At 65.2% G+C, this 22364-nt stretch carries 23 protein-coding genes; 13 read left to right on the top strand and 10 right to left on the bottom strand.

Annotated elements, in window-relative coordinates; all coding sequences use genetic code 11:
• Positions 1-165: 165 nt before the first annotated feature.
• Positions 166-927: a hypothetical protein gene (locus ACFDR6_RS21440; RefSeq protein ID WP_317240370.1), complete on the bottom strand. Its 762-nt coding sequence runs from the start codon at positions 925-927 to the stop codon at positions 166-168.
• A 16-nt stretch (positions 928-943) separates the two neighbouring features.
• The gene (locus tag ACFDR6_RS21435; protein ID WP_212067156.1) at positions 944-1132 is read right to left on the bottom strand and encodes a hypothetical protein; all 189 of its coding nucleotides are present in this window, start codon (positions 1130-1132) and stop codon (positions 944-946) included.
• Between the two features lie 254 nt (positions 1133-1386).
• On the opposite strand from ACFDR6_RS21435, the gene ACFDR6_RS21430 reads away from it, so the two are divergent.
• The gene (locus ACFDR6_RS21430) at positions 1387-2364 is read left to right on the top strand and encodes a DUF2336 domain-containing protein (RefSeq protein WP_317240372.1); all 978 of its coding nucleotides are present in this window, start codon (positions 1387-1389) and stop codon (positions 2362-2364) included.
• A gap of 143 nt (positions 2365-2507) precedes the next feature.
• Here ACFDR6_RS21430 and ACFDR6_RS21425 read toward each other — a convergent pair whose 3' ends face one another.
• The 4 genes from ACFDR6_RS21425 to ACFDR6_RS21410 form a co-directional block, all read right to left on the bottom strand.
• The gene (locus ACFDR6_RS21425; protein WP_212081309.1) at positions 2508-2852 is read right to left on the bottom strand and encodes a DUF1491 family protein; all 345 of its coding nucleotides are present in this window, start codon (positions 2850-2852) and stop codon (positions 2508-2510) included.
• Positions 2853-2905: 53 nt separating this feature from the next.
• Positions 2906-3115 carry a hypothetical protein gene (locus ACFDR6_RS21420; protein ID WP_212081308.1) on the bottom strand — a complete coding sequence of 70 codons (210 nt, stop codon included), beginning with the start codon at positions 3113-3115 and terminating at the stop codon, positions 2906-2908.
• Between the two features lie 153 nt (positions 3116-3268).
• Positions 3269-3988 carry a peptidoglycan-binding domain-containing protein gene (locus ACFDR6_RS21415; RefSeq protein ID WP_375859408.1) on the bottom strand — a complete coding sequence of 240 codons (720 nt, stop codon included), beginning with the start codon at positions 3986-3988 and terminating at the stop codon, positions 3269-3271.
• Positions 3981-5831 (bottom strand): ATP-binding protein, encoded by a 1851-nt coding sequence (locus tag ACFDR6_RS21410; RefSeq protein ID WP_375859407.1) that lies wholly within the window; start codon positions 5829-5831, stop codon positions 3981-3983. Before ACFDR6_RS21410 ends, ACFDR6_RS21415 begins: the two co-directional genes overlap by 8 nt.
• 407 nt (positions 5832-6238) lie before the next feature.
• On the opposite strand from ACFDR6_RS21410, the gene ACFDR6_RS21405 reads away from it, so the two are divergent.
• Together ACFDR6_RS21405 and ACFDR6_RS21400 are read left to right on the top strand one after the other, a co-directional pair.
• Positions 6239-6679 carry a DUF5330 domain-containing protein gene (locus ACFDR6_RS21405; RefSeq protein ID WP_375859405.1) on the top strand — a complete coding sequence of 147 codons (441 nt, stop codon included), beginning with the start codon at positions 6239-6241 and terminating at the stop codon, positions 6677-6679.
• Positions 6680-6902: 223 nt separating this feature from the next.
• Complete coding sequence (locus tag ACFDR6_RS21400; protein ID WP_212081304.1) at positions 6903-7331, top strand: SufE family protein; 429 nt, start codon at positions 6903-6905, stop codon at positions 7329-7331.
• Between the two features lie 146 nt (positions 7332-7477).
• Here ACFDR6_RS21400 and ACFDR6_RS21395 read toward each other — a convergent pair whose 3' ends face one another.
• From ACFDR6_RS21395 to ACFDR6_RS21385, 3 genes are all read right to left on the bottom strand, one after another.
• A complete protein-coding gene (locus ACFDR6_RS21395; RefSeq protein WP_375859404.1) occupies positions 7478-8872 on the bottom strand; it encodes a M20/M25/M40 family metallo-hydrolase in 1395 nt (464 codons plus the stop codon).
• A gap of 25 nt (positions 8873-8897) precedes the next feature.
• Positions 8898-10238, bottom strand: coding sequence for a glycosyltransferase family 87 protein (locus ACFDR6_RS21390; protein WP_375859403.1), 1341 nt, complete (start codon positions 10236-10238; stop codon positions 8898-8900).
• Between the two features lie 150 nt (positions 10239-10388).
• On the bottom strand, positions 10389-12011 hold the full coding sequence (locus ACFDR6_RS21385; protein ID WP_375859402.1) for a helicase HerA-like domain-containing protein: 1623 nt from the start codon (positions 12009-12011) through the stop codon (positions 10389-10391).
• 332 nt (positions 12012-12343) lie between these two features.
• Between ACFDR6_RS21385 and ACFDR6_RS21380 the strand changes: the two genes are divergently transcribed.
• The 9 genes from ACFDR6_RS21380 to ACFDR6_RS21340 all read left to right on the top strand — a co-directional run bounded on the left by ACFDR6_RS21380 (position 12344) and on the right by ACFDR6_RS21340 (position 20503).
• Positions 12344-12709: a DUF2267 domain-containing protein gene (locus ACFDR6_RS21380; protein WP_375859401.1), complete on the top strand. Its 366-nt coding sequence runs from the start codon at positions 12344-12346 to the stop codon at positions 12707-12709.
• Between the two features lie 26 nt (positions 12710-12735).
• The gene (locus tag ACFDR6_RS21375; protein ID WP_317240379.1) at positions 12736-13143 is read left to right on the top strand and encodes a DUF4332 domain-containing protein; all 408 of its coding nucleotides are present in this window, start codon (positions 12736-12738) and stop codon (positions 13141-13143) included.
• 227 nt (positions 13144-13370) lie between these two features.
• The gene (gene folP / locus ACFDR6_RS21370) at positions 13371-14231 is read left to right on the top strand and encodes a dihydropteroate synthase (protein WP_375859400.1); all 861 of its coding nucleotides are present in this window, start codon (positions 13371-13373) and stop codon (positions 14229-14231) included.
• Positions 14228-14596, top strand: a complete 369-nt coding sequence (gene folB / locus ACFDR6_RS21365) for a dihydroneopterin aldolase (RefSeq protein WP_212081297.1) — start codon at positions 14228-14230, stop codon at positions 14594-14596. Before folP ends, folB begins: the two co-directional genes overlap by 4 nt.
• Position 14597: 1 nt before the next feature.
• On the top strand, positions 14598-15089 hold the full coding sequence (gene folK, locus ACFDR6_RS21360; RefSeq protein WP_212081296.1) for a 2-amino-4-hydroxy-6-hydroxymethyldihydropteridine diphosphokinase: 492 nt from the start codon (positions 14598-14600) through the stop codon (positions 15087-15089).
• Between the two features lie 81 nt (positions 15090-15170).
• Positions 15171-17042, top strand: a complete 1872-nt coding sequence (locus tag ACFDR6_RS21355) for a methylmalonyl-CoA mutase family protein (protein WP_375859399.1) — start codon at positions 15171-15173, stop codon at positions 17040-17042.
• On the top strand, positions 17039-17503 hold the full coding sequence (locus ACFDR6_RS21350; protein ID WP_212081294.1) for a GFA family protein: 465 nt from the start codon (positions 17039-17041) through the stop codon (positions 17501-17503). Before ACFDR6_RS21355 ends, ACFDR6_RS21350 begins: the two co-directional genes overlap by 4 nt.
• Before the next feature lie 16 nt (positions 17504-17519).
• Complete coding sequence (gene scpA / locus ACFDR6_RS21345) at positions 17520-19676, top strand: methylmalonyl-CoA mutase (protein ID WP_212081293.1); 2157 nt, start codon at positions 17520-17522, stop codon at positions 19674-19676.
• 53 nt (positions 19677-19729) lie between these two features.
• Positions 19730-20503 carry an RsiV family protein gene (locus ACFDR6_RS21340; RefSeq protein WP_249153144.1) on the top strand — a complete coding sequence of 258 codons (774 nt, stop codon included), beginning with the start codon at positions 19730-19732 and terminating at the stop codon, positions 20501-20503.
• A gap of 7 nt (positions 20504-20510) precedes the next feature.
• Here the strand turns inward: ACFDR6_RS21340 and ACFDR6_RS21335 are convergent, their stop codons facing one another.
• Complete coding sequence (locus ACFDR6_RS21335; protein WP_375859398.1) at positions 20511-21203, bottom strand: SRPBCC family protein; 693 nt, start codon at positions 21201-21203, stop codon at positions 20511-20513.
• Between ACFDR6_RS21335 and ACFDR6_RS21330 the strand changes: the two genes are divergently transcribed.
• Positions 21196-22188, top strand: a complete 993-nt coding sequence (locus ACFDR6_RS21330) for a tripartite tricarboxylate transporter substrate binding protein (protein WP_212081291.1) — start codon at positions 21196-21198, stop codon at positions 22186-22188. The genes ACFDR6_RS21335 and ACFDR6_RS21330 overlap by 8 nt on opposite strands.
• Positions 22189-22364 lie beyond the last annotated feature (176 nt).

The raw sequence follows: 22364 nt of genomic DNA, 5'->3' as shown, positions 1-22364 counted from the left end.
CCTATCTGGCCGGCCCGGAAGGACAAGGGCCTTCAATGCCGGTTCCCGTCTGCCTCAACAGGGTTGGGCGGCTAGGGCCGGCACGGTTCCATGGATACGGACAGGCGGCTCAGGCTGATCAGCCGCCGGGCCAAGATGGCCGCATTCGACAGACGGAGACCGCCCTCAGCCCTTCGAGACGACGGCGCGGCCGTAAGGCGGCTGCGCCGCGACCGGCGGGTTGGCGGTCTGGGCGGCGAGCTCGCCGATCAGGCGATCGGCATCGGCCGCCATGCCGTCGGGCGCCTGGATCACCAAGCGCTCGAGCGCCCAGCGGTAGGACGAAACGCGCTGCTCCAGGCACTGCTGCACCCACTGCACGATCAGCGAATTCTCCTGCATGCGTGCGACCGCGTCGGCCTTCTCCCGCGGCGAAAGGGCAGAGACGCGCGCCATGCTGGCGTCGCGCTTCCTGTCGAGATCGATGACGCGGATCGCAGAGGCGAAGAACGGCTCGAAACGGGTGATGTCGTTGCGCACGTCCTCGATCAGCTGCGCATAACGTGAGGAATGCGAGCGGTGCGGCTCGTCGATCAGCGTGCGTCCGTACATGGTTCGGTCGAACACGATCTTCTGACGCCAGGGCGAGGGTAGCGGCTTGTAGTCGCCGAACACGCTCTTCCAAGCGGGGCGCGACAGCGGCGGCTCGATCATGGGATAGGCGAGGTCGCGCAGCTGGCGCTCTTCGTCGGTGAGCTGGAATTGCGAAGGATTCAGGCCGACGCTGGAGGTGACCTCCGCGCCCAGCCAGCGATGCATGTCGTCACTGCGCATGTCGGCGCGGGTGCGGCCGAAATCACCACCGCTGCACGCGCCGAGCGTGGCAGCAAGCAGCGCGAGCAGGACGGCCGATAGGACGGGCCGGATCTGGCGGATGGTATCCGGCATTGCAGGTAACCGGATGTCAGCGACGGCGGCGTCGGCGCCCCGGCGCTGTGCCCTGCTCAGGCCCGCGATCGCCGCTGGTTTCATCTGCCTCGCGCTCGATACGGATGACGGGAAGGATCAGGATCGTTCCCATGTCCGCGCGCGGAGCGACATCCCCCGACGAGCCCACCCGGCGACCGGCCGGAAATTCTATGATGGTCCCCATGTCAGCTCTCTTCAATTGCCGCGCGACCGAACGCGCCCCTGCAACATGCAATTCATTAAGATCAGTTCATGGTTAACGGGGTGTAAACGCGGCGTTCGGACCGTATCCGCACGGGCCGGCCGCGGTGTCCCGCTGCGGCACGAAACCGCGGCAAGACGAGCGTTCCGCTTCACGCCTCGTTTTCCTTAACGAGCCTTTAAAGGAGCCCGCGATAGGCTGGCGACGAGTATCTCTTCCAGGTCGCGTATTTCTCCATGACCAAGTCGCTGTTTCCCGGATTCGACGGGCTGATGTCCCTCTCCCGTCGCGAAGGCGTCGATGTTCGGCCGACGCTGCTGCGCGTGCTGACCGACCTTTACGTCCAGACGCGCGTCCACAGCGAGGACGAGCAGCGTCAGTTTACCGAACTGGCAACACGGCTGATCGACCAGGTCGACGATGCGACGCGTGCGGCCATCAAGGCCAAGCTCGCGATCTATCCGCAGACGCCCGTCCCGGTGCTGCAGAAACTCGGGCTGGTCGCCGCGCAGGAAGGCCGCAGGGTTCCGCTCGCCCGCGAGATCCCAACTCCCGCACCCGCTCCAGCGCCGGTCCGCACGCCCTCGGACGCCGAGCTGCGCATGGCCTCGAACATGGCGATGCAGCCGAAAGACGCCGCCGAGATCCACGACATGTTCTTCCGCGCCGGCGCATCCGAGCGCGCGCTGATCCTGCACAATCTGGCTCAGACCCCGCTGAAGGCCGCGCCGCGGATTCCGACCGTGCGCGCCAAGCGCGCGATCCAGATCCTGGAGATGGCGGCGGTCGCGGGCGACGTCGAGAGCTTCACCCTGGAGCTCGGCGACAGCCTGATCCTGCCCTCGCGCGTCGCAGCGCAGATCGTCGACGATGCCGGCGGGGAGGCGCTCGCGGTCGCGGCGCGGGCGCTCGACATGCCGAGCCCGAACTTCCAGCGCATTCTGCTGTTCTTCAAGCCGGAGATCGGCACGTCGGTGACCGAGGTGTACCGGCTGTCGCGGCTCTACGACCGCCTCAGCGACCGCTCGGCGCTGGTGATGCTGGCGGCCTGGCGCGGCTCGACGCTCGCCGTCACCCGCGCGAAGTACCAGCCGTCACTTCACGACGGCGAACGCCAGCGCGTCCGCGCCGGCGCGAGCCAGACGCGGCCGGGCGTGCAGCCCGGCGCGATGCCGCCGCGCCGCACTGGCACCGACGGATCGTCGGAGCGGTGAGGCTGAACGCGACTTGATACGGTCGGTCGCTCCACAAACGCGTCATGCCCGCGCTTGTCCCGCGCATCCACGTCTTGGCTTCATACGAGAAGAACGTGGATGGCCGGGACAAGCCCGGCCATGACGCCGCGATAGCGTCCTAGTTACGCCTTCGCCAATTCCAGAAAATGCCGCCCGGCGCGATCCTCGGTCTCGACGATCCAGGCGTCCGGATCGAAGCGGACTTCCTTAGTGAGACGTTCCTCGATGGTGTGCTCCGGCAGCGGCTGCGGCGCGACCGGCACGAAGAAGCGATCGACGGGGCGGCCGTCGTCGTAAGAGGTCTGCGGCGCCGGCGCGTAGAGCATCGCATGGCCGTTGAGCAGCGACACCTTCACGAACACCGCGCCCGCCTCCTCGGCGCCGCGACGGCGGACCGCGCCGAACACGCCCTCGGTCTGGCACCGGCGCAGGTAAGCCGCGACCCATATGTTGGATTTCAAACGCATGAGTCGAACGATAGGCCAGCGCGGCGCACGCCGCCAGTGTCAGCGTCCGATTGTCACGCCTTGCCTACACCCTGCCCGCCGTTGATCTGGCGCGCAACGAGGTATGACAGCGGCATCGCAAGCGCAAATCCCACGGCGACCGCGTAGGGAATGTTCCTGATCGCGTCGGCGGCGAAGCTCGGCACCATCAGCACCACGATCAGGCTGACGCCCGCCAGCACCGTGCCGAGCATGATCCAGACCAGGACGGAGACCTTGAACATGACAACCTCTCTTCTTCGTTGAAGACGAGCGATCATGTTCCCGCATCTGTCGGCCGTCATTGATCCCAAGCAAATCGCGCCTGCAGGACGCGCCATGGTCTGCCGGCGCGTGACGGGCGGAATTGATCGGCGTCAATGACAGTGGAGTGCGCGTTATTCGACGGGATGGCCGATCGCGGCTCCGAGTTCGCGCAGCAGCCGATCGGACACCTGGCCGGTGACCTGCATCTTGTGCTCGCGCTCGAACTTCTGGATCGCGGATTGGGTCTCGCCGCTCATCGTGCCCGTGATCTTCAAGTTCCCGTAGCCATATTCGGACAACGCACGCTGCACGCCGGCGATACGCCGTGCGGCCGGGCTCTGCGGCACGGGAATCGGCGCCGGCGGACGCATCGCGGACGGCGGCGTCGACGTCGTTTGCTTGACCAGATTGGTCATCGGATCGTTCGAGCGCGTCGAGGCGGTCGCTTCGACCGGCTTTTCGGGCGCCTTCTCGGCGGCGCGCTCGGCAGGTCTGGGCTCGGCAGGTCTGGGCTCGGCGCGGAATTCCGTCGCGCGCGGCTCGAGCGGCGATGTGTCGGCGCCGACCGGACGCGGACGCGGCAAGGGATTCGACAGCGACGCCGAGGACGGCGCGGGGAGATTGATCACCGTGCCGAACATCGGCGCGGGATGCCGGCCGGTCTGGAGGAACAGCGCATTGGCAACGATCGCACCGATCGCAGCGACGGCGACGAGGCCGGCCAGCGTGTCCTTGGGGCTGTGCAGCAGCACGCGCAAGACGAGATTGCGCTCGGTCTCGACATCGACAACCGCGGCCTTGGCGCCGCGGCGGCGACGAGCGGATTCGTCCTTGGCAGACTTCTTAGGCACTTTTCTTCACCAGAGCGGGTTGGTCAGTTTGGTCATGAGACTCCTGGCGCAGCACCGGAGTCAGCGTGGCGATCTTGCTTTCGGCCGGCTTGACTTGCAGCGGGGTGTAGACGAGCGGCAGCTTGACGGTGACGGCGGTGCCCTCCCCCAGCTTGCTTTGTACCGTCAATTCGCCGAGATGCAACGCTATGAGACTCTTCACGATCGAAAGTCCGAGGCCGGTGCCTTCGTGACGGCGCTGATAGGTCTTGCCCGCCTGGAAGAACGGCGCGCCGATGCGCTTGAGATCATCGGGCGCAATGCCGACGCCGGTGTCACTGATGCGCAGCGTCAGCTGCGATCCGGTCACCGCAGCGGAAACGGAAACCTGGCCGCCGCGCTCGGTGAACTTGATGGCGTTGGCGACGAGATTGAGCACGATCTGCTTGAAGGCCCTGGGATCGCCGGTCATGACGGGCAGGTCCTGCGGCGCGTCGGTGACGAGATCGATGCCGTTCTCCCGCGCCTTCAGCGCCAGCAGATTGCAGCAATGCAGGAGCGAGGGACGCGGCGCGAACGGCTCGGACGCGATCTCGAAATTGCCCGACTCCATCTTCGACATGTCCAGGATGCCGTTGACGACAGACAGCAGATGCTGGCCGGAAGCGTTGATGAGTTGGGCATATTCCTTGCGCTGGGCCGCACCCAGCATCAAGGTCTGCTCCTGCGCGATCATCTCGGAGAAGCCGATGATGGCGTTGAGCGGCGTCCGCAGCTCGTGGCTCATGGTGGCGAGGAAACGCGACTTGGCGGCATCAGCCGCTTCGGCGGCGCTGCGCGCCTGATCCAGCGCCTGCTCGGACAGCTTGTGGCCGGTGACATCGCGCATCACGGCGACGACTTCGACCTCGCGCGTGACGTCGCTATGGGGATTCTGGCCCACATCGTGGTCGAGGGGGCGGCAGCGCATCTCGACCCAGAGGAAATCGATCTGACCACGGTCCGAACCGTCCCGCTCACGCCGCAACCGGAACTCGACGCTTCGCACGTCGCCGCGCGCAGCATCGGACAGCGCGGTGAGATAGGCGGGGCGATCGGCGACATGGACGCGGTCGAACAGGCCATGACCGAGCAGTTGCGCCGCCGATGTGCCGAGCATGGCCTCCGCCGCCGGTGAGATGAACTGCACCGCGCCGTTGCGCCGATGCCGCGAGACGACGTCGCTCATGTTGCTTGCGAGCAGGCGATAACGCTCCTCCTCGCGCGACAGCAGCGCCACGCCGGTGCGCGCGAGCGATTCCGCGCCGAAGGCGAGGCCCGCGGCGTAGAGCGTCGCCGAGGCGACGCCGAACGCCATCAGCACGCCGCGTTCTGCGCCGCTGGTGTCCGCTGGCGGCAGCCAGCCGAGCTGACTGAGGAGGATCAGGATTCCCGCACAGGACAGCGCGAGCAATGACGCGAAAGCAGTGACGCGACGCGATGCCGACAGCGCAGCCTCCAGGGGAACCACGACCAGCCAGACCGCGGCGAATGATTCGATGCCGCCCGTCGTGCCAGCGACCGCCACGATCAGGCCCGCGAGCGCCAGCGACGACAGCACATGCGCACCTTCATAGCGGCCGGTGCGCGACAGGAACCAGGAGAGCAGGATCGGTGCGATCAGCCATGCAAAAGCGGCGACCTCGATCGCGCTCGGCGCCCCCCGCATGGCGAGATAGACCGGAAATGCGGCAAAGGCCGCCAGGCTGCCGAGCAGCCGCGGCGCCATGAAGGCACGATGGCGCGCCCGCATCAGCGCATCGTAACGCGCGGAGGGATGCAGCAGCGCATCGAGACAATCGCGGATGATACTCAAAACTGTCACGGGTCTCGCGCTTCGGCTCAATCGTCCTGGAAGACGCGCCGGAACGCCTCCTTGTCGTTGAGCCACCGTGTCAGAGCGACCTTAAACGAGTGCTAAGGCGGCGCGGAGTGCGGCCGGAGGCCGGGACATCGCGGGGCTTTTTAGACGATTTGGCGACGTCTTCAGTGAGGATGGTGAACACAGGGTTTCACCTTGCGGCGCATGGTTTCGAAATGGTGGATGCGCCCGCCGGCGGAATCACGGGCGCCGGCGTCAATCGAAAATTTACGACATCTTCGATCTCGAAGAATTTTGCGTAAATTTTCCGCGAATTAAGCTCAAGGCAATCACTTGCGATTTATCGAGAGTTGCTAGGTCCGACTTCCGCGGAGATCGCCGCGGGCGAGATCGAACGTACAGGTCGCAAGATGCGCTTTCTGCTTCGCATCACATTCTGGCTCGGGCTGGTGCTGGTGCTCCTGCCCAGGGACAAGACACCCGAATCGGAGAAGCTGCCGCAGATCGGCGCCGCCGACGCGGTGCAGGCTGCGACCGCGGCCGTCTCCGACATGACCCAATTCTGCAAGCGCCAGCCGGCGGCCTGCGAGGTCGGCGGACAGGCCGCGACCATCATCGGTCAGCGCGCACAGGACGGCGCGCGCAAGATCTACCAGATCATCAACGACAAGAAAGAGCAGATCTCCAACGACAAGAACGAGAAGAACGAGAAGAACGAGAAGAAGGCGCCCGACCATACCGGCTCGATCGCGATGGTCGGCGAAGGCGATGTCGTCGCGAGCGAAGCGCGCGACACGCTGAGCCAGGACGACCTCGCGCTGGAATGGCGCGGCCCGCAGGCGGCGAACTAGGGAGCGTCCTCGCAAGCTCCGGCCGTGTCCGCATGGCTCGCCGCTTTCCGCAGCGGCAGCTTCAGCCTTATTTTTCCCGCGACAAGACCAGATCGACCTCCCCACGCATGGAGAGCTACCAGAGGGCCGGCCGTAAGCGTTCCGATCGACAATTCGTGCCCAAACCCTATCGATTTCGGCTTCTCGGACCCCTATATTGGCGGGAAGCGGGAACACGGGCAGCATGACCACCATCGACGAAATCAGGGACAATTTCGAGCTTCTGGACGAGTGGGACGACCGCTACCGGTATGTCATCGAGCTTGGGCGCACCCTGGAACCGATGCCCGAGGCGGAACATTCCGCCGAGAACAAGGTCAATGGCTGCGTCAGTCAGGTCTGGCTCCAGAAGCTGGTCGATCGTGACGGCGGCGCGCCGATCCTGAGATATCGCGGCGACAGCGACGCACATATCGTGCGCGGTCTGGTCGCGATCGTGCTGTCGCTCTATTCCGGACGCACGCCGCAGGAGATCCTCGATACCGACGCGATCTCCGTATTCAACGAGTTCGGCTTTCGCGATCATCTGACGCCACAGCGCTCCAACGGCCTGCGCTCGATGGTCGAGCGCATCAAGACCGATGCGAAAGAGGCGCTGGCGGAAGCGTCGTAAAGCAGCTTCGTCGGGTAGGCAAAGCGACTTGTCCGCATCGCTCGAACAGCGACGGCGGAAGCGTGCCCGCTTCTTCTTCCTTCGTAATCACCGAGAGATGGTGGGCACGGCGTTCTGCGCCTTTGCCCACCCCAAGCGCCTCGCCCTTATTTTACCTCTGCCAGAGCCGCGAGGATGCGGGCCCAGGAGCGGATGCCCTTCTGGAAGCTGCGGAGGTCGTATTTCTCGTTCGGCGAGTGGATGTTGTCGTCGTCGAGCCCGAAGCCGACCAGCAGCGAGTCGAGGCCGAGCGTGCGCTTGAAGTCGGCGACGATCGGGATCGAGGCGCCGGAGCCCATCAGCACGGTCTCCTTGCCCCATTCGTCCGTGAGCGCCTTGCTGGCGGCGGCGAGCGGCTTCATGTTCCAGTCGAGTGCGACCGCGGGCGCGGCGGAATGGTCGCCGAACTCGACCTTGCAGTCGCCCGGCAGCCGTGCCGTGACGTAATCGCGGAAGGCTTTGCGGATCTTCTGAGGGTCCTGCCCCTCGACCAGGCGGAACGAGACCTTTGCCGAGGCGTGCGATGGGATCACCGTCTTGGAGCCCTCCCCGATATAGCCGCCCCAGATGCCGTTGACGTCGCAGGTCGGGCGCGACGAGGCCTGCTCGATCAGGAGACGCCCCTTCTCGCCGGCGGGGATAGACAGGCCGATCGGCTTCAAGAACATCTCCGGCGTCAGGTTGAGCTTCTTCCATTGCTCGAGGATGTCGGGCGGCAGATCCTTCACGCCGTCATAGAAGCCGGGAATGGTGATGCGATTGTCGTCGTCGAACAGGCCGCCGAGAATTTTCGTCAGCACCCGGATCGGATTCATCGCGCTGCCGCCGAACACGCCGGAATGCAGGTCGCGATTGGCGGCGGTGATCTTCAGTTCCTCATAGAGCAGGCCCCGCAGCGAGGTGGTGATCGCCGGCGTGTTACGGTCCCACATGCCAGTGTCGCAGACCAGCACGTAATCGGCCTTGAACTCGTCCTTGTTGGCCTCGATGAAGGGCACAAAATTCTTCGAGCCGACCTCCTCCTCGCCTTCGATCAGGAAGGTGACGTCGATCGGCAGCGAACCCGTCACCTTCTTCCAGGCGCGACAGGCTTCGACGAAGGTCATCACCTGCCCCTTGTCGTCCTCGGCGCCGCGCGCGACGATGATCCTGCGGCCGTCGGCGTGATCGGTGACGACGGGCTCGAACGGCGGGCGGTGCCAGAGATCGAGCGGATCGACCGGCTGCACATCGTAGTGGCCGTAGAAGATCACATGGGGCCGTCCGCCGGCCCCGGTCTTGCCGACGATGGCGGGATGGCCGGCCGTCGGTCTCACCTCGGTGGCGACGCCCAGGCTCGCGATGTCCTTCGCAAGATGCTCCGCCGCCGCCTTGCAATCCCCGGCAAAGGCAGGATCCGCGGAGATCGACTTGATCCGGAGCAGCGCGAACAGGCGCTCCAGGCTGTTGTCGAAATCCTTGTCGATGTGGTCGAGCACGGATTGAAGCTGCGCATTGGCCATGGTCGGAGTTCCTGACGTTTGAGTCTCAAGACGGCATTTCAAGATGCCTGGGTTTTAGACCCGTCGCAGGCTGCGAGCCAGCCGCAACCGGCGGATGGCGGATGTGCCATGCGAGCGTACCCGCAAGAACGGCGGTCGCGAGAAGGTTGTTGCCCCAGGCCTGGAGGGCATTGGGAAACCACGGCAGCGCCAGCAGCAGGAGAACGCCGGCGGCGCCGAGGGCGAGCCAGGTTCCCAGGCGTACCTTTGGCCGCATGTCGAAGGCGGCACGATGCATCAACACCGCCATCGGGAAGAACAGCCACATGAAATAATATTGGCGCGCAAGCGGCGAGGCCACCGTGATCAGGCAGAGCAGGATGCCGAGCTCCTCGGCATCCGAGCGCGCCGTTCGCCGCGCTTGCCGCGGCATGATCGCGACGAAGCCGAGCCCGAGCAATGCCGACAATGCCAGCACGATCCAGTTTGCCGTCCGGTAGTCGACGTCGATGATATTCATCGTGCGCGGCGGCTTGTTGGGACTGTCCTGATTGTAGTTGATCGGGCGGACGAGGCGGTGCGTGACGGCGATCAGCGACTGGTTGACCCACGACCAGTTCTGCTCGTCGCGCTGGCCAAAGCCCTTTTCCGAGCTCGTTCCGACCATGCCGTGATACCAGAGCGCAAGCTCGGCCGCGTTGCGTTCGAAGCCGCGGATCGGCGCCGGCACGACATAGAGAAGGATGCCGGTGAAGGCGACCGTAGCGGCGGCAGCGGCCCATTTCCGCCGCCAAAGCAGATAGGGCAGCACCGCGATGGGAAACACCTTGATGGCGGTGGCGAGCGCGAACATGAAGCCGGCGAGCCATGGCCGCTGATGCCGCAAGCTCCAGAAACCGTAGAGCATCATCGCGAGCAGGACGAGGTTGGGCTGGCCGAGGTCGAACATGTCGAACACGAAGGGCACGGTGACGAGAACAGGCAGCGCTTCCAGCCAGGGACCCGGCTTGCGGTCCGAGCCGGCCATGACGTGGGAGAACGTTCCGGTGTACCACCAAGCCAAGGCATTCAGGATCGACAGGACGACATAGAGCGGAATCTTGCCGAACCAGCTCGGGATCGCCAGCAGGATCGCCGGCAGCGGCGGATAGATGAAGTCGAAATACTCGATGGCCGTGGCGGGATAGAGCGACCCACCCTGCAAGACCTGCTGGCCGGCCCAGTACCAGAGCAGGTAATCCTTGGTCTTGCCGCGGCCGAAAATCTCGGGGACGAGCACGTCGGCGGTCAGCAGGAGGCAGCAGAACAGGAAAAGCAGGTCGAGCGGCGCGCGCAGCGACAGGCGTCTCGGCGTATCAGGCTTGGCTAACGGGGCGAGCGAGGTCACGGGTGCGGTCCAATCGGCGGCAGGCCAGCAGGTAGCAGACGGCCGAACTCTTGAAGAGGCCCTCACCGGAATTTGTGCCGGTGGTGATCGGACCTCTACCCGCGCGGAGCGAGCTTCGCCAGCCGATCGACGGCCTCAGTCCGGCCCTGCCTATCTTCGCAGCAATCCGCCGAGCGCTCCGCGGACCAGGGTGCGGCCGATCGAGCCACCGAGCTGGCCGGCAACCGACTTGCCGATATTGGCCGCCATCCCCCCGATCACCTGGTTGGTGACCGATCGCGTCACGTCCCGCGCAATGACCTGACCGGTGGACAAGCGGCCCCGCTTGACGTTGGTGCCGAAGATGGAGCCGACGATCGAGCCGATCTGGCCGAGGACACCGCCACCGCTTGCGCCGGTCGGGCCGTCCACCGTTACCGCCGTGCCGGCGATGCGTTTCTGAAGGATCTCGTAGGCGGACTCGGCATCGACGGCGGTGTCGTATTTGCCCTTCACCGGGCTTGCAGCCATGATCGCCTTGCGCTCATCCGCCGTGATCGGTCCGATGCGGGCCGATGGCGGCCGGATCATCACCCGCTCCACCATCGCCGGCGTGCCGTTGCCCTCGAGAAAGGACACCAGCGCCTCGCCCTTGCCGAGCTCCATGATCACCTTGGTGGTGTCGAGCTTCGGGTTGGGACGGAAGGTCTGGGCCGCAGCGGCGACCGCCTTCTGGTCGCGCGGGGTAAAGGCGCGCAGCGCGTGCTGCACCCGGTTACCCAGCTGTCCGAGCACGCGATCGGGCACGTCGACCGGGTTCTGTGTCACGAAGTAGACGCCGACGCCCTTGGATCGGATCAGACGCACCACCTGCTCGATCTGGTCCAACAGCGCCTTGGGCGCGTCGTTGAACAGAAGATGCGCCTCGTCGAAGAAGAACACGAGCTTCGGCTTTGCCAGATCGCCGGCTTCGGGCAGCTCCTCGAACAGCTCCGACAGCATCCACAACAGGAATGTCGCATAAAGCCGCGGGCTCTGCAGCAGCTTGTCGGCGACGAGGATGTTGACCATGCCGCGGCCGTCGCGGTCGGTCTTCATGAAATCCTTCAGCGTCAATGCCGGCTCACCGAAGAATTTGGTACCGCCCTGATTCTCCAGCACCAGGAGCTGCCGCTGGATCGTGCCGACGGTGGCCTTGGTGACGTTGCCGAACCCCTGCGCGGCCTTCTTGACGTCGGCCAGCGGGCTGTCTTCGGCATCTGCGCCCTTCTTGCCGGCATCCGGCACGATGGCATCGAGCAGCGCGCGCAGATCCTTCATATCGATGAGGGTCAGCCCGTTGTCGTCGGCGACACGGAAGGCGACGTTGAGCACGCCTTCCTGCACCTCGTTCAGATCGAGCATGCGTGCGAGCAGAAGCGGCCCCATTTCCGTGACGGTCGCCCGCACCGGATGACCCTGCTCGCCGAACACGTCCCAGAACACCGTCGAGAACTGGTCGGGCTGGAAATTCAGTCCCATCGCGGTGGCGCGCTTGAGGATGAAGTCCGCGGGCACGCCGATCTCGGAGATGCCGGAGAGGTCGCCCTTGATGTCGGCCGCGAAGACCGGAACACCGGCGCGTGCAAATCCTTCCGCCATCACTTGCAAAGTCACCGTCTTGCCGGTTCCGGTTGCGCCCGTGACGAGGCCGTGGCGATTGGCGAGCGCCAGCGTCAGCCAGGCCTGCTCGTCTCCCTTGCCGACGAAGAACTTGTCGTCGGTATCGCCGAGCTTGCTGTCCTGTGCGGTCATTGTTCTCTCTGATCTCTCTGCCGGGTTTCGCGTCTTGAAACTCAAAGGCGGTAGTTCCGTAGTTTAATGCATGTCGCACGTCGATTGAAACCGTTCAACGCGCCCGGCCTGCGACATTGTCGGATAGGTGGACGACATCAGCCGAAAGTAGGCACGAGCCGTTCGCAACGCGGCAATTTTTCGCCTATTCCATCTCCGCTCTTGCAGCGCTGCAACACCTTTCGCGCGTTCGAGATGAATCGCGACGACGACCGCGTTCATCGCTTGTATTTCACATCACACCGGCTCAAGATCATTTTTGAGAGCATACAACCGGCTGAGGGGCGGGCCTTATGGACGAGCTGATCGGGCGGCTGGCGACAAACGCCAGCATAGATGGTGCTGTCGCTGAAAAGACCGTCGGCATCATCCTGGGCTTCCTCCGCAGCGAGGGTCCTTCCGACAGCGTGCAGGCCCTGATCGATCAGATCCCCGGAGCGGAAGCCGCAATCGAGGCCTCCAGGAGCGGCGGCGGACTGTCACGGCTGATGGGCGGCGGCCTGATGGCGGTCGGCACGCGCCTGATGAGCCTGGGACTTGGCATGTCGGAGATTCAAAACATCGCTCGTGAACTTTTCCGCTTCGGTCGAGACAAAATCGGAGCAGATCAGATGGGCAAGATCGTTGCGGGGACGCCGGGCCTCAGCCAGTTCGCCTGAAGCCTTGGCATTTCATATCGAGTATCATGACATATCCGATCTCCGAGATTGAGGGCCTGTCGGTCTTTGCCGCCAACAAGCTGAAGGCGCTGGGCATCCGCACCACCGATGCGCTGCTCGAGGCGGCCGGCACGGTAAAGGGCCGCAAGGCGCTTTCCGCCCAGACCGGCATCAGCGAGCAGTTGCTGCTGGAATGGGCCAACGTCTCCGACTACATGCGCATCCCCGGCATGGGCCGCGCCAAGGTCGGCCTGGTCCGCGCCGCCGGCGTCACCACCGTGCGCGAGCTCGCCTATCGAAATCCGGCCAGGCTCGCCCAGAGCATGCGCGACGCCAACGAGAAGAAGAAGCTGCTCCGCATCCTGCCGTCCGAGAAGTCGGTCGGCGACATCATCGCCAAGGCGAAGAAGCTGCAGCCGAAGATCACGTATTGATACCAGCTTCTCCGTCATCCTGAGGTCCGAGACGTGCGACGCATAGCGTCGCACGGGGAGCCTCGAAGGATGGCCGGCCACCTTCACATCGGTACGGAGAAAGCCGGGCCGTCGCCCTTCGAGGGCCGCTGAAGAAGCGGCCACCTCAGGGTGACGGTTAGAGAGTGGCGTTCATTCAATCCCCTCCCCGCTTGACTCCCCCTCCCCGACCGCGCAAAGCCACGCGCATGAATGCCTCGCCCTCCCCATCCGTCCCGCCGGCCGGCTCGGCCGGGCTTGATCCGCTGCGGACGCTGCTGGAACGGCCCATTCCGGCGGTGATGGGCGTGCTCAATATCACCCCGGACTCCTTCTCCGATGGCGGCGAGTTCATCGCGCCCGAGCAGGCGCTCGCCCGGGCGCGGGCGATGATCGCCGATGGCGTCGACATCATCGATATCGGCGCCGAGTCCACCCGGCCCTACAAGGGCGCGAAGGCCGTCACGGCGGACGACGAGCTCGCCCGGCTGAAGCCGGTGCTGGCGGGCGTGGTCGCCCTCGGCGTGCCGGTCTCGATCGACAGCATGAAGGCGGAGGTGGTGGCCTTCGCGCTCGATCAGGGCGCGGCGATCGCCAACGACGTCTGGGGCCTGCAGCGCGACGCCGCGATGGCGCCCCTGGTGGCCGCGAAAGGCGTTCCGGTCATCGTCATGCACAACCGCGACGACGCCGATCCCGCCATCGACATCATCACGGACATGAAGACGTTCTTCCTGCGTTCGCTGGATATCGCCGCTAAGGCCGGCATCGCGCGCGACAAGATAGTGCTCGACCCCGGCATCGGCTTCGGCAAGACCGCCGAGCAGAGCATGACCGCGCTGGCGCGCTTGCGCGAATTCGAGATGTTCGGCCTGCCGATCCTCGTCGGTGCCTCGCGAAAACGCTTCATCGCCTCGGTGTCGCCGTCCGAGCCGAAGGAGCGGCTCGCCGGTTCGATCGCCGCGCACCTGATCGCCGCGCAGCGCGGCGCAAAGATCATCCGGACCCATGACATCGCCGAGACCCTGCAGGCCCTGCGGGTGGCGAACGCAATCGAGGGCAAGCAATGACCGATACGATCTTCGTCACCGGCCTGTCGATCCACGCCCGCCACGGCGTGATGGACCACGAGACCGAGGTCGGCCAGCGCTTCGTCATCGACCTCGAGCTCTACACCGATTTGTCGGAGCCCTCGCGCAGCGACAGGCTCGCCGACACCGTGTCCTACGCCGACGTCGTGGCGACGACGACGGCGGCGTTCAAGAACACCAATTACAGGCTGCTGGAGCGCGCAGCCGGCGCGGTGGCCGACGCCATCCTCTCGCACTTCCCGCGCATCCGCGCCGTGAAGATCACCGTGCACAAGCCGCATGCGCCGATTGCCGCGATCTTCGACGATGTCGGCATCATGCTGACGCGCTCGCGGCATCCATAAGATGGCAAGCGTGCTGATCGCGCTCGGCGGCAATGTCGGCGATGTCCGCGCGACATTCACCAAGGCGATCGCCCATATTTGCGGCGTGGCGCAGGGTGCGCTGATCGCGCGCTCCTCGGATTACGCGACGCCGCCCTGGGGCGACGAGGATCAGGCCCCCTTCATCAATGCCTGTATCGAGATCGAGACCAGTCTCGATCCGCACGCGCTGCTGTTCGTGCTGCAGAAGGTCGAGCAGAAGTTCGGCCGCACCCGGGACAAGGCGCGGCGTTGGGGACCGCGCACGCTCGATCTCGACATGATCGCCTACGACGATGTCTCCTTGCAGAAGCCCGATCTGACCCTGCCGCATCCGCGCCTGTTCGAGCGCGCCTTCGTGCTGGTGCCGCTGGCCGAAATCGCGCCCGACCGCGTGATCTCCGGCGTCCGTGTGCGCGACGGGCTCGCCAGCGTCTCGACGCAAGGCATTGAGCGGCTTCCGGATACCGGTTAACCAAAAACAACCGTTTGCAGGGACGGTCCGCCGTGGCAATTTCGCCTGCGAATAATGAGACGTTTGGGAGCCCCTCGCCGCATGACCTCCGTGACTGACGACCTGCCGCTGGCGGCGGATTTTCCCCAGGCAACCGTCGAAGACTGGCGCAAGCTGGTCGACGGCGTGCTGAAGGGCGCGCCGTTCGAGAAGCTGGTCGGCAAGACCTATGACGGGCTGAAGATCGAGCCGCTCTATCCGCGCGTGAAAGGCGTTGCCCCGGTGGTGGGGCGGCCGCTAGCGGCGCCCTGGCAGATCATCCAGCGGATCGACCATTCCGATGCGGCGCTCGCGAATGCGCAGGCGTTGCAGGATCTGGAGAACGGCGCGACCGGGCTCGCTCTGGTGTTCGCCGGCGGCAGCAGCGCTCATGGTTTCGGTCTGGAACCGTCGGCCGATGCGGTCGCAAAGGTTTTGAAGGACATCCATCTCGATGCCGGCATCGGCCTCGAGCTCCAGATCGGGCCACAGTCGCGGATGGCGGCGATCCATGTCGCGGAATATGTGAAGAGCCGGGGCCTCGACCCCGCCGCCTGCGACATCCGCTTCGGCCTCGATCCGCTCGCGGCCCTCGCGGTGTGGGGCCACAGCCCCTATACCTGGGAGGAAATCATTCCCGCCGTCGCCGGGGCCATCAAGGGCCTGGCCGGGCTCGGCTTCAAGGGCCCGTTCGTTTCTGCCGACGGCCGCGTGATCCACGATGCCGGTGGCTCCGAGGTGCAGGAGCTTGCCTTCGTGCTCTCCTGCGGCGTTGCTTATCTGCGCGCGATCGAAGGCGCCGGCATTCCTCTGGAACAGGCCCAAGGCATGGTCTATGCGCGGCTCGCCGCGGATGCCGACCAGTTCCTGACCATGGCGAAATTCCGCGCGCTGCGGCTGTTGTGGGCGCGTATCGAGACGGCCTGCGGACTGACGCCAAAGCCGCTGTTCATCGCCGCCGATACCGCCTGGCGCATGCTGACGCAGCGCGACCCCTATGTGAACATGCTGCGGGCGACCATCGCGACGTTTGCCGCCGGGCTCGCCGGCGCCAACGCGATCACCGTGCTGCCGCATACGCTGGCGCTTGGCCTGCCCGATCCGTTCGCGCGCCGCGTTGCGCGCAATACGCAAGCCCTGCTGCTGGAAGAAAGCAACCTCGGCAAGGTCAGCGATCCCGCGGCAGGCAGCGGCGGCATCGAGACGCTGACCGCGCAGCTTTGCGAGGCCGCGTGGGCGCTGTTCCAGGAAAGCGAGACAGCCGGTGGCGCGTTTGGCGCACTTCAGCAAGGCCTGTTCCAGAGCAAGGTCGCGGCTGCGCGGAAGGCGCGTGACGCCAATATCGCAAAGCGCCGCGACGTGCTGACCGGCGCCAGCGAGTTTCCGAACCTGCACGAGAGCGAAACGAACGTGCTCAAGGCGACGCCGGTCGCGCTGGCACCTTATGGCGAGCAGAAATACAAGTTCGACGCGCTGCCGCCGATCCGGCTTGCCCAACCGTTCGAGGCGCTGCGCGACAAATCCGATGCGGCGTTGAAGGCTCGCGGCGCTCGGCCAAAAGTGTTTCTGGCCAATCTCGGCACGCCCGCCGATTTCACGGCGCGTGCGACCTTTGCGAAAAGCTTCTTCGAGGCCGGCGGCATTCAAGCCGTCGACAGCGAGGGCTTTGCCGATCCGGCCAAGCTGGCCGCCGCCTTCAAGGCCTCCGGCGCCGAATTCGCCTGCCTTTGTTCCAGCGACAGGGTCTATGCGGAACACGCCGAAGCCGCGGCGAAGGCCCTGCAAACGGCCGGCGGGCGACATATCTATCTGGCAGGCCGCCCGACAGATGCCGAGGCCGCCCTGCGCGCGGCCGGCGTCACCGGTTTCGTCTTCGCCGGCGGCGATGCGCTTGCGACCCTGCAAGACGCCTATCGACGGATGGAGCAGGCATGACCGATATCAGCAAACCCGTTCTCACCGGCGGTTGCCAATGCGGGGCGGTGCGCTTCGGAGTCACGACGGCGCCGAACAGGGTCTCGATCTGTCACTGCCGGATGTGCCAGAAGGCGGCAGGTGCGCCGTTCGCCTCATTCGCCGACATCAACAAGACCGACTTTGCCTGGACCAGGGGACAGCCGTCGTTCTTCCGCTCCTCCACCATCGCCGAACGAGGCTTCTGCGCCGCCTGCGGCACGCCGCTGAGCTTCGGCCGCATTGACGGCGACCGGATCGAGATCATGACCGGCGCTTTCGACCGTCCCGACCGGGTGATCCCGACGCGGCAGTTCGGCACCGAATCCCGCCTCGGCTGGGTGGTCGGCATCGCCAATCTGCCGAGCCAGACCACGCAACAGAATTACGGACCGGAGAAGATGGCGACCATCGTCAGCCATCAGCATCCGGATCATGATTGAGGATATGGTTGAAGCCATGAGCCGCATTCCCAATTTCGCTGATGTTGCCTTCGAGCGAGCCGCCACCGCCGCACCATCAGGCAGTGCCGAACCGTGGCTGACGCCGGAGGGCATTCTGGTGCAGCCTGCTTATGGCGAGGCTGATCTTGCCGGGCTCGATTTCCTCGAGACCTATCCGGGCATCGCGCCTTACCTGCGCGGCCCCTACCCGACCATGTATGTCAACCAGCCCTGGACGGTCCGGCAATATGCCGGCTTCTCCACGGCGGAGGATTCCAACGCGTTCTACCGCCGCAACCTGGCGGCCGGACAGAAGGGCCTCTCGGTCGCCTTCGATCTCGCCACCCACCGCGGCTATGACTCAGACCATCCGCGTGTCGGCGGCGACGTCGGCATGGCCGGTGTTGCCATCGATTCCATCTACGACATGCGCACGCTTTTCGCGGGCATTCCGCTCGACCAGATGAGCGTGTCGATGACCATGAACGGCGCGGTGCTGCCGATCCTCGCGCTCTACGTCGCTGCCGCCGAGGAACAGGGCGTGCCGCCGGAAAAACTGTCGGGCACCATTCAGAACGACATTCTGAAAGAGTTCATGGTGCGCAACACCTACATCTATCCGCCCGCGCCCTCGATGCGGATCATCTCGGACATCTTTGCGTACACCTCGCAGAAGATGCCGAAATACAATTCGATCTCGATCTCCGGCTACCACATGCAGGAGGCCGGTGCGACGCAGGACCTCGAGCTCGCCTATACGCTCGCCGACGGCGTCGAATATCTGCGCGCCGGCCTTGCCGCAGGCCTCGACGTCGACCGCTTCGCGCCGCGCCTGTCGTTCTTCTGGGCGATCGGCATGAACTTCTTCATGGAAGTCGCCAAGCTGCGCGCCGCGCGCCTGCTGTGGGCGAAGCTGTTGAGGCCGTTCAACCCCAGGGATCCGCGTTCGCTCTCGCTGCGCACGCATTCCCAAACCTCTGGCTGGTCGCTCACGGCGCAGGACGTCTTCAACAACGTGATGCGCACCACCGTCGAGGCGATGGCGGCGACGCAAGGCCATACCCAATCGCTGCACACCAACGCGCTCGACGAAGCGCTGGCGCTGCCGACCGATTTCTCGGCGCGCATCGCCCGCAATACCCAGCTGTTCCTTCAGCAGGAGAGCGGCACCACCCGCATCATCGACCCCTGGGGCGGCTCATATTATGTCGAGCGGCTGACGCGCGACCTCGCGGCCAAGGCGTGGGGCCACATTCAGGAGGTCGAGGAGCTCGGCGGCATGGCCAAGGCGATCGAGGCCGGCCTGCCGAAGCTGCGTATCGAAGAGGCCTCGGCCAAGACGCAGGCCCGCATCGATGCCGGCAAGCAGGCGGTGATCGGCGTCAACAAGTACAAGCCGACCGACGAGGACAAGATCGAAATCCTCAAGGTCGACAACACCAACGTCCGCCGCTTGCAGATCGACAAGCTGACGCGGCTGAAGAGCGAGCGCAACCAGAAGGACGTCGATGCCGCGCTCGCCGCGATCACGCGGTCGGCCGGTGAAGGCAACGGCAATCTGCTGGCGCTCGCCATCGACGCGGCGCGCGCCAAGGCGACCGTCGGCGAAATTTCGGACGCGATGGAGAAGGTGTTCGGCCGTCACCGCGCCGAGATCAAATCCATCACCGGCGTCTACAAGCGGGAGGCGTCCAGCATGGGCAACCAGGTCGAGAAGGTTCAGGCGCTGATCGACGCGTTCGAGGAGGCGGAGGGCCGCCGCCCACGCATCCTGGTCGCCAAGATCGGCCAGGACGGCCACGACCGCGGCCAGAAGGTGATCGCGTCCGCGTTTGCCGATATCGGCTTCGACGTCGACATCGGGCCGCTGTTCGCGACCGCGGATGAGGCCGCGCGGCAGGCGGTCGAGAACGACGTGCACATCCTCGGCGTCTCCTCGCTCGCCGCCGCCCATCTCACCGCCGTGCCGGAGCTGAAGGCCGCGCTGAAGAAGCAGGGCCGCGACGACATCATGATCATCGTCGGCGGCGTGGTGCCGCCGCAGGATTACGACGCGCTCTACGCCGCCGGCGCCGAGGCGATCTTCCCGCCGGGCACGGTGATCGCAGAAGCCGCCGAGGAGCTGATCCGCAAGCTCAACGCGCGGCTGGGGCATAGCGAGGCGGCGGAGTAGCTTCGCCGTCGATCTTCCGATAAGAAGGATCCTGCGTGATGTTTTTCGCGCCAATGTTCATGCGCGCGCTCGCTGTCGTCACGGTTTGTAGCGCGCTGTTCGGTCCCGCCCTCGCCGCCGACCCCAAGCCCGACGCCGTCATCAACAACAAAAGTATCGAGGCGCGCGTGTTCCTCGACGATAGGATCAAGGCTGATGCGGCACTCGCGGCCGATTGCCTGGCCGAGGGCAAGAAATGGCTCGACAAGAACGCGGCCGAAGCTGCCGCCTCACGCAAAGCCGATCCGCAGTTCTTTAAAGAAGGCGGTTGGGATTTTGAGCGCAAATATGAAACGCGCTCCGTCGTCGCCGATCGCTATGTCAGCGTCCTCCGCAACGACTACATGAACACTCGCGGCGCGCATCCCAATTCGGACGTGAACACGATCCTGTGGGACAAGACCGACAACAAGCGCATCTCGATTCGGCCGTTCTTCACCGAGACCGCCGACAACGGCGCGACCATGAAGGCGATGGTGAAGGCCATCATCACCTCGCTGAAAGCCGAGAAGAAGAAGCGCGACGCCAGCGAGACCGCAACCGACGAATGGTTCAAGGAGTCGAAACCGACCCTGCTCAAGATCGGCGCGGTGACGCTCGCGCCGTCAACTGAAGCCGGAAAGAGCTCCGGCCTCACCTTCCACTACCCACCCTACGCCGTCGGTCCCTATGCCGAGGGCGAGTACGTCGCCTTCGTGTCCTGGGAGACGCTGAAGCCTTACCTTACAGCGGAAGGCAACCGCATCTTCGGCGGCGCGCGGCCCAAGGGCGATGCGGACGAGCCGTGAGCGATCGCTAACCGGCCCGAGCCAGCGTCCGCGCAAGCGAATCCGTCCAACTGGGAATCCAGGACGCAAACAACGCTTGCCAGCGATCGGCGTCCGCGGGCTCTGTTTCGAGGTCGACCGACCATTCGATGAGCGTGCGGTCGCCCTCGGTGATCGGGCGCAGATGCATGGTGCCTTGATAACGCGTCGGCGCCGGCATCCGGCTTCCGTCGTCTTCCGGGTACGGTAGCGCTTCAAGACCGGCATAGGTCAGGCTGTGCTGATGGTCCGAGTGATCGACCAGGCTCTGGCGAATCCAATTGCCGAGATAGCAGAAGCGCCTGATGGCGCCGACTTCGTCGCCGCGCTTGTCGTCTTCGATCACGCTCTCGCTGACGCCGTCGATATAAGCGGGATAATTGTTGAAATCGCGGATCAGCGACCAGACTTCGTCCAGCGGGCGGTCCAGCACCGCGCTGTAATAGGCTTGGGTCATGGATGGCTTGCCTTTGGCTTTCGTTGCGCGCTCAGATTGACGGCGCATGCGGGCAAAACCCACCCGATTTCCGACTGCCCATCCGATGGGCATGCCATTTTCACACAGCATGTCGATCTCGTTGGTAGCGCTACCTTGCGGCGGCGCTGCAAAGCCGACTAGAATGCCGCCATTGACAAGAGCGCCCGGCGTCACGGGCGCCGCTGGGAGGCATTCAATGTCCAAGATTTCGCGCCGCACCTTTGCGGCTTCGACGGCCGCAGTCGCCGCATCCGCCGCTTTCGGATTCAAGCCTGCACTCGCACAAGCCTATCCGGCCCGACCGGTCACAGTGATCGTGCCCTGGGGCGCCGGCGGCGGAACCGATGCGACCGCGCGCATCGTCGCGGCGCTGCTGGAAAAGGATCTCGGCCAGCCCTTCAACGTGGTCAACCGCACCGGCGGCTCCGGCGTCGTCGGCCACAGTGCGATCGCAACCGCACAGCCCGACGGCTACACCATCGGCATGCTCACCGTCGAAATCTCGATGATGCACTGGCAGGGCCTCACCGAGCTGACGCCGAAGAGCTACACGCCGCTGGCCCTGATGAACGAGGATCCCCCGGGCATCCAGGTCTCCTCGTCCTCGCCCTACAAGACAGTCAAGGAACTCGCCGACGCGATCAAGGCGGCGCCTCCCGGCAAGTTCAAGGCCTCGGGCACCGGCCAGGGCGGCATCTGGCATCTGGCGCTGGTCGGCTGGATGCAGGCGATGGGCCTGCCCGCCAACCAGGTCGCCTGGGTGCCCTCGAACGGCGCGGCGCCGGCGATGCAGGATCTCGCCGCCGGCGGTCTCGACCTCACTACCTGCTCGGTGCCGGAGGCGCGCGCCATCATCGAGGCGGGCAAGGCCAGGAGCCTCGCCATCATGGCGCCGGCGCGCAACCCGATCTTCAAGGACGTGCCGACGCTGAAGGAGGCGATGGGCATCGACTACGCGACCGGCGCCTGGCGCGGCATCGGCGCACCGAAGAACCTGCCGCCGGAGATCGCAACGAAGCTCACCGCGGCCCTGAAGAAGGTCTACGACTCCGCCGAGTTCAAGGACTTCATGAGCAACCGCGGCTTCGGCACCGTGTGGGGCGATGCGGCCCATTTCGCCGGCTTCATGGACAAGGGAGACGCCCAGATGGGCGAGGCGATGAAGGCGGCGGGCCTGAGCAAGGCGTGATGTTTCACCTCGCTCCGCGCTTGTCCGCCCAGGCCTTGGCGAAGGCGGATGCAGCCAGAGGCGTAATCAAGCTCAGCTTGAATTCCGGGTGAGAGGAGCTCTCCACGAGTCCGCCTCTCACCGCCCCCGCGGAGATTCCCCCTCACCCTGACCCTCTCCCCGCAAGCGGGGCGAGG

This window comes from Bradyrhizobium tunisiense, from assembly GCF_042263385.1.
Classification (GTDB): domain Bacteria; phylum Pseudomonadota; class Alphaproteobacteria; order Rhizobiales; family Xanthobacteraceae; genus Bradyrhizobium; species Bradyrhizobium tunisiense.
The sequence above is the reverse complement of the archived record's forward strand: the minus strand, read 5'-3'. Positions and strand labels throughout refer to the sequence as shown.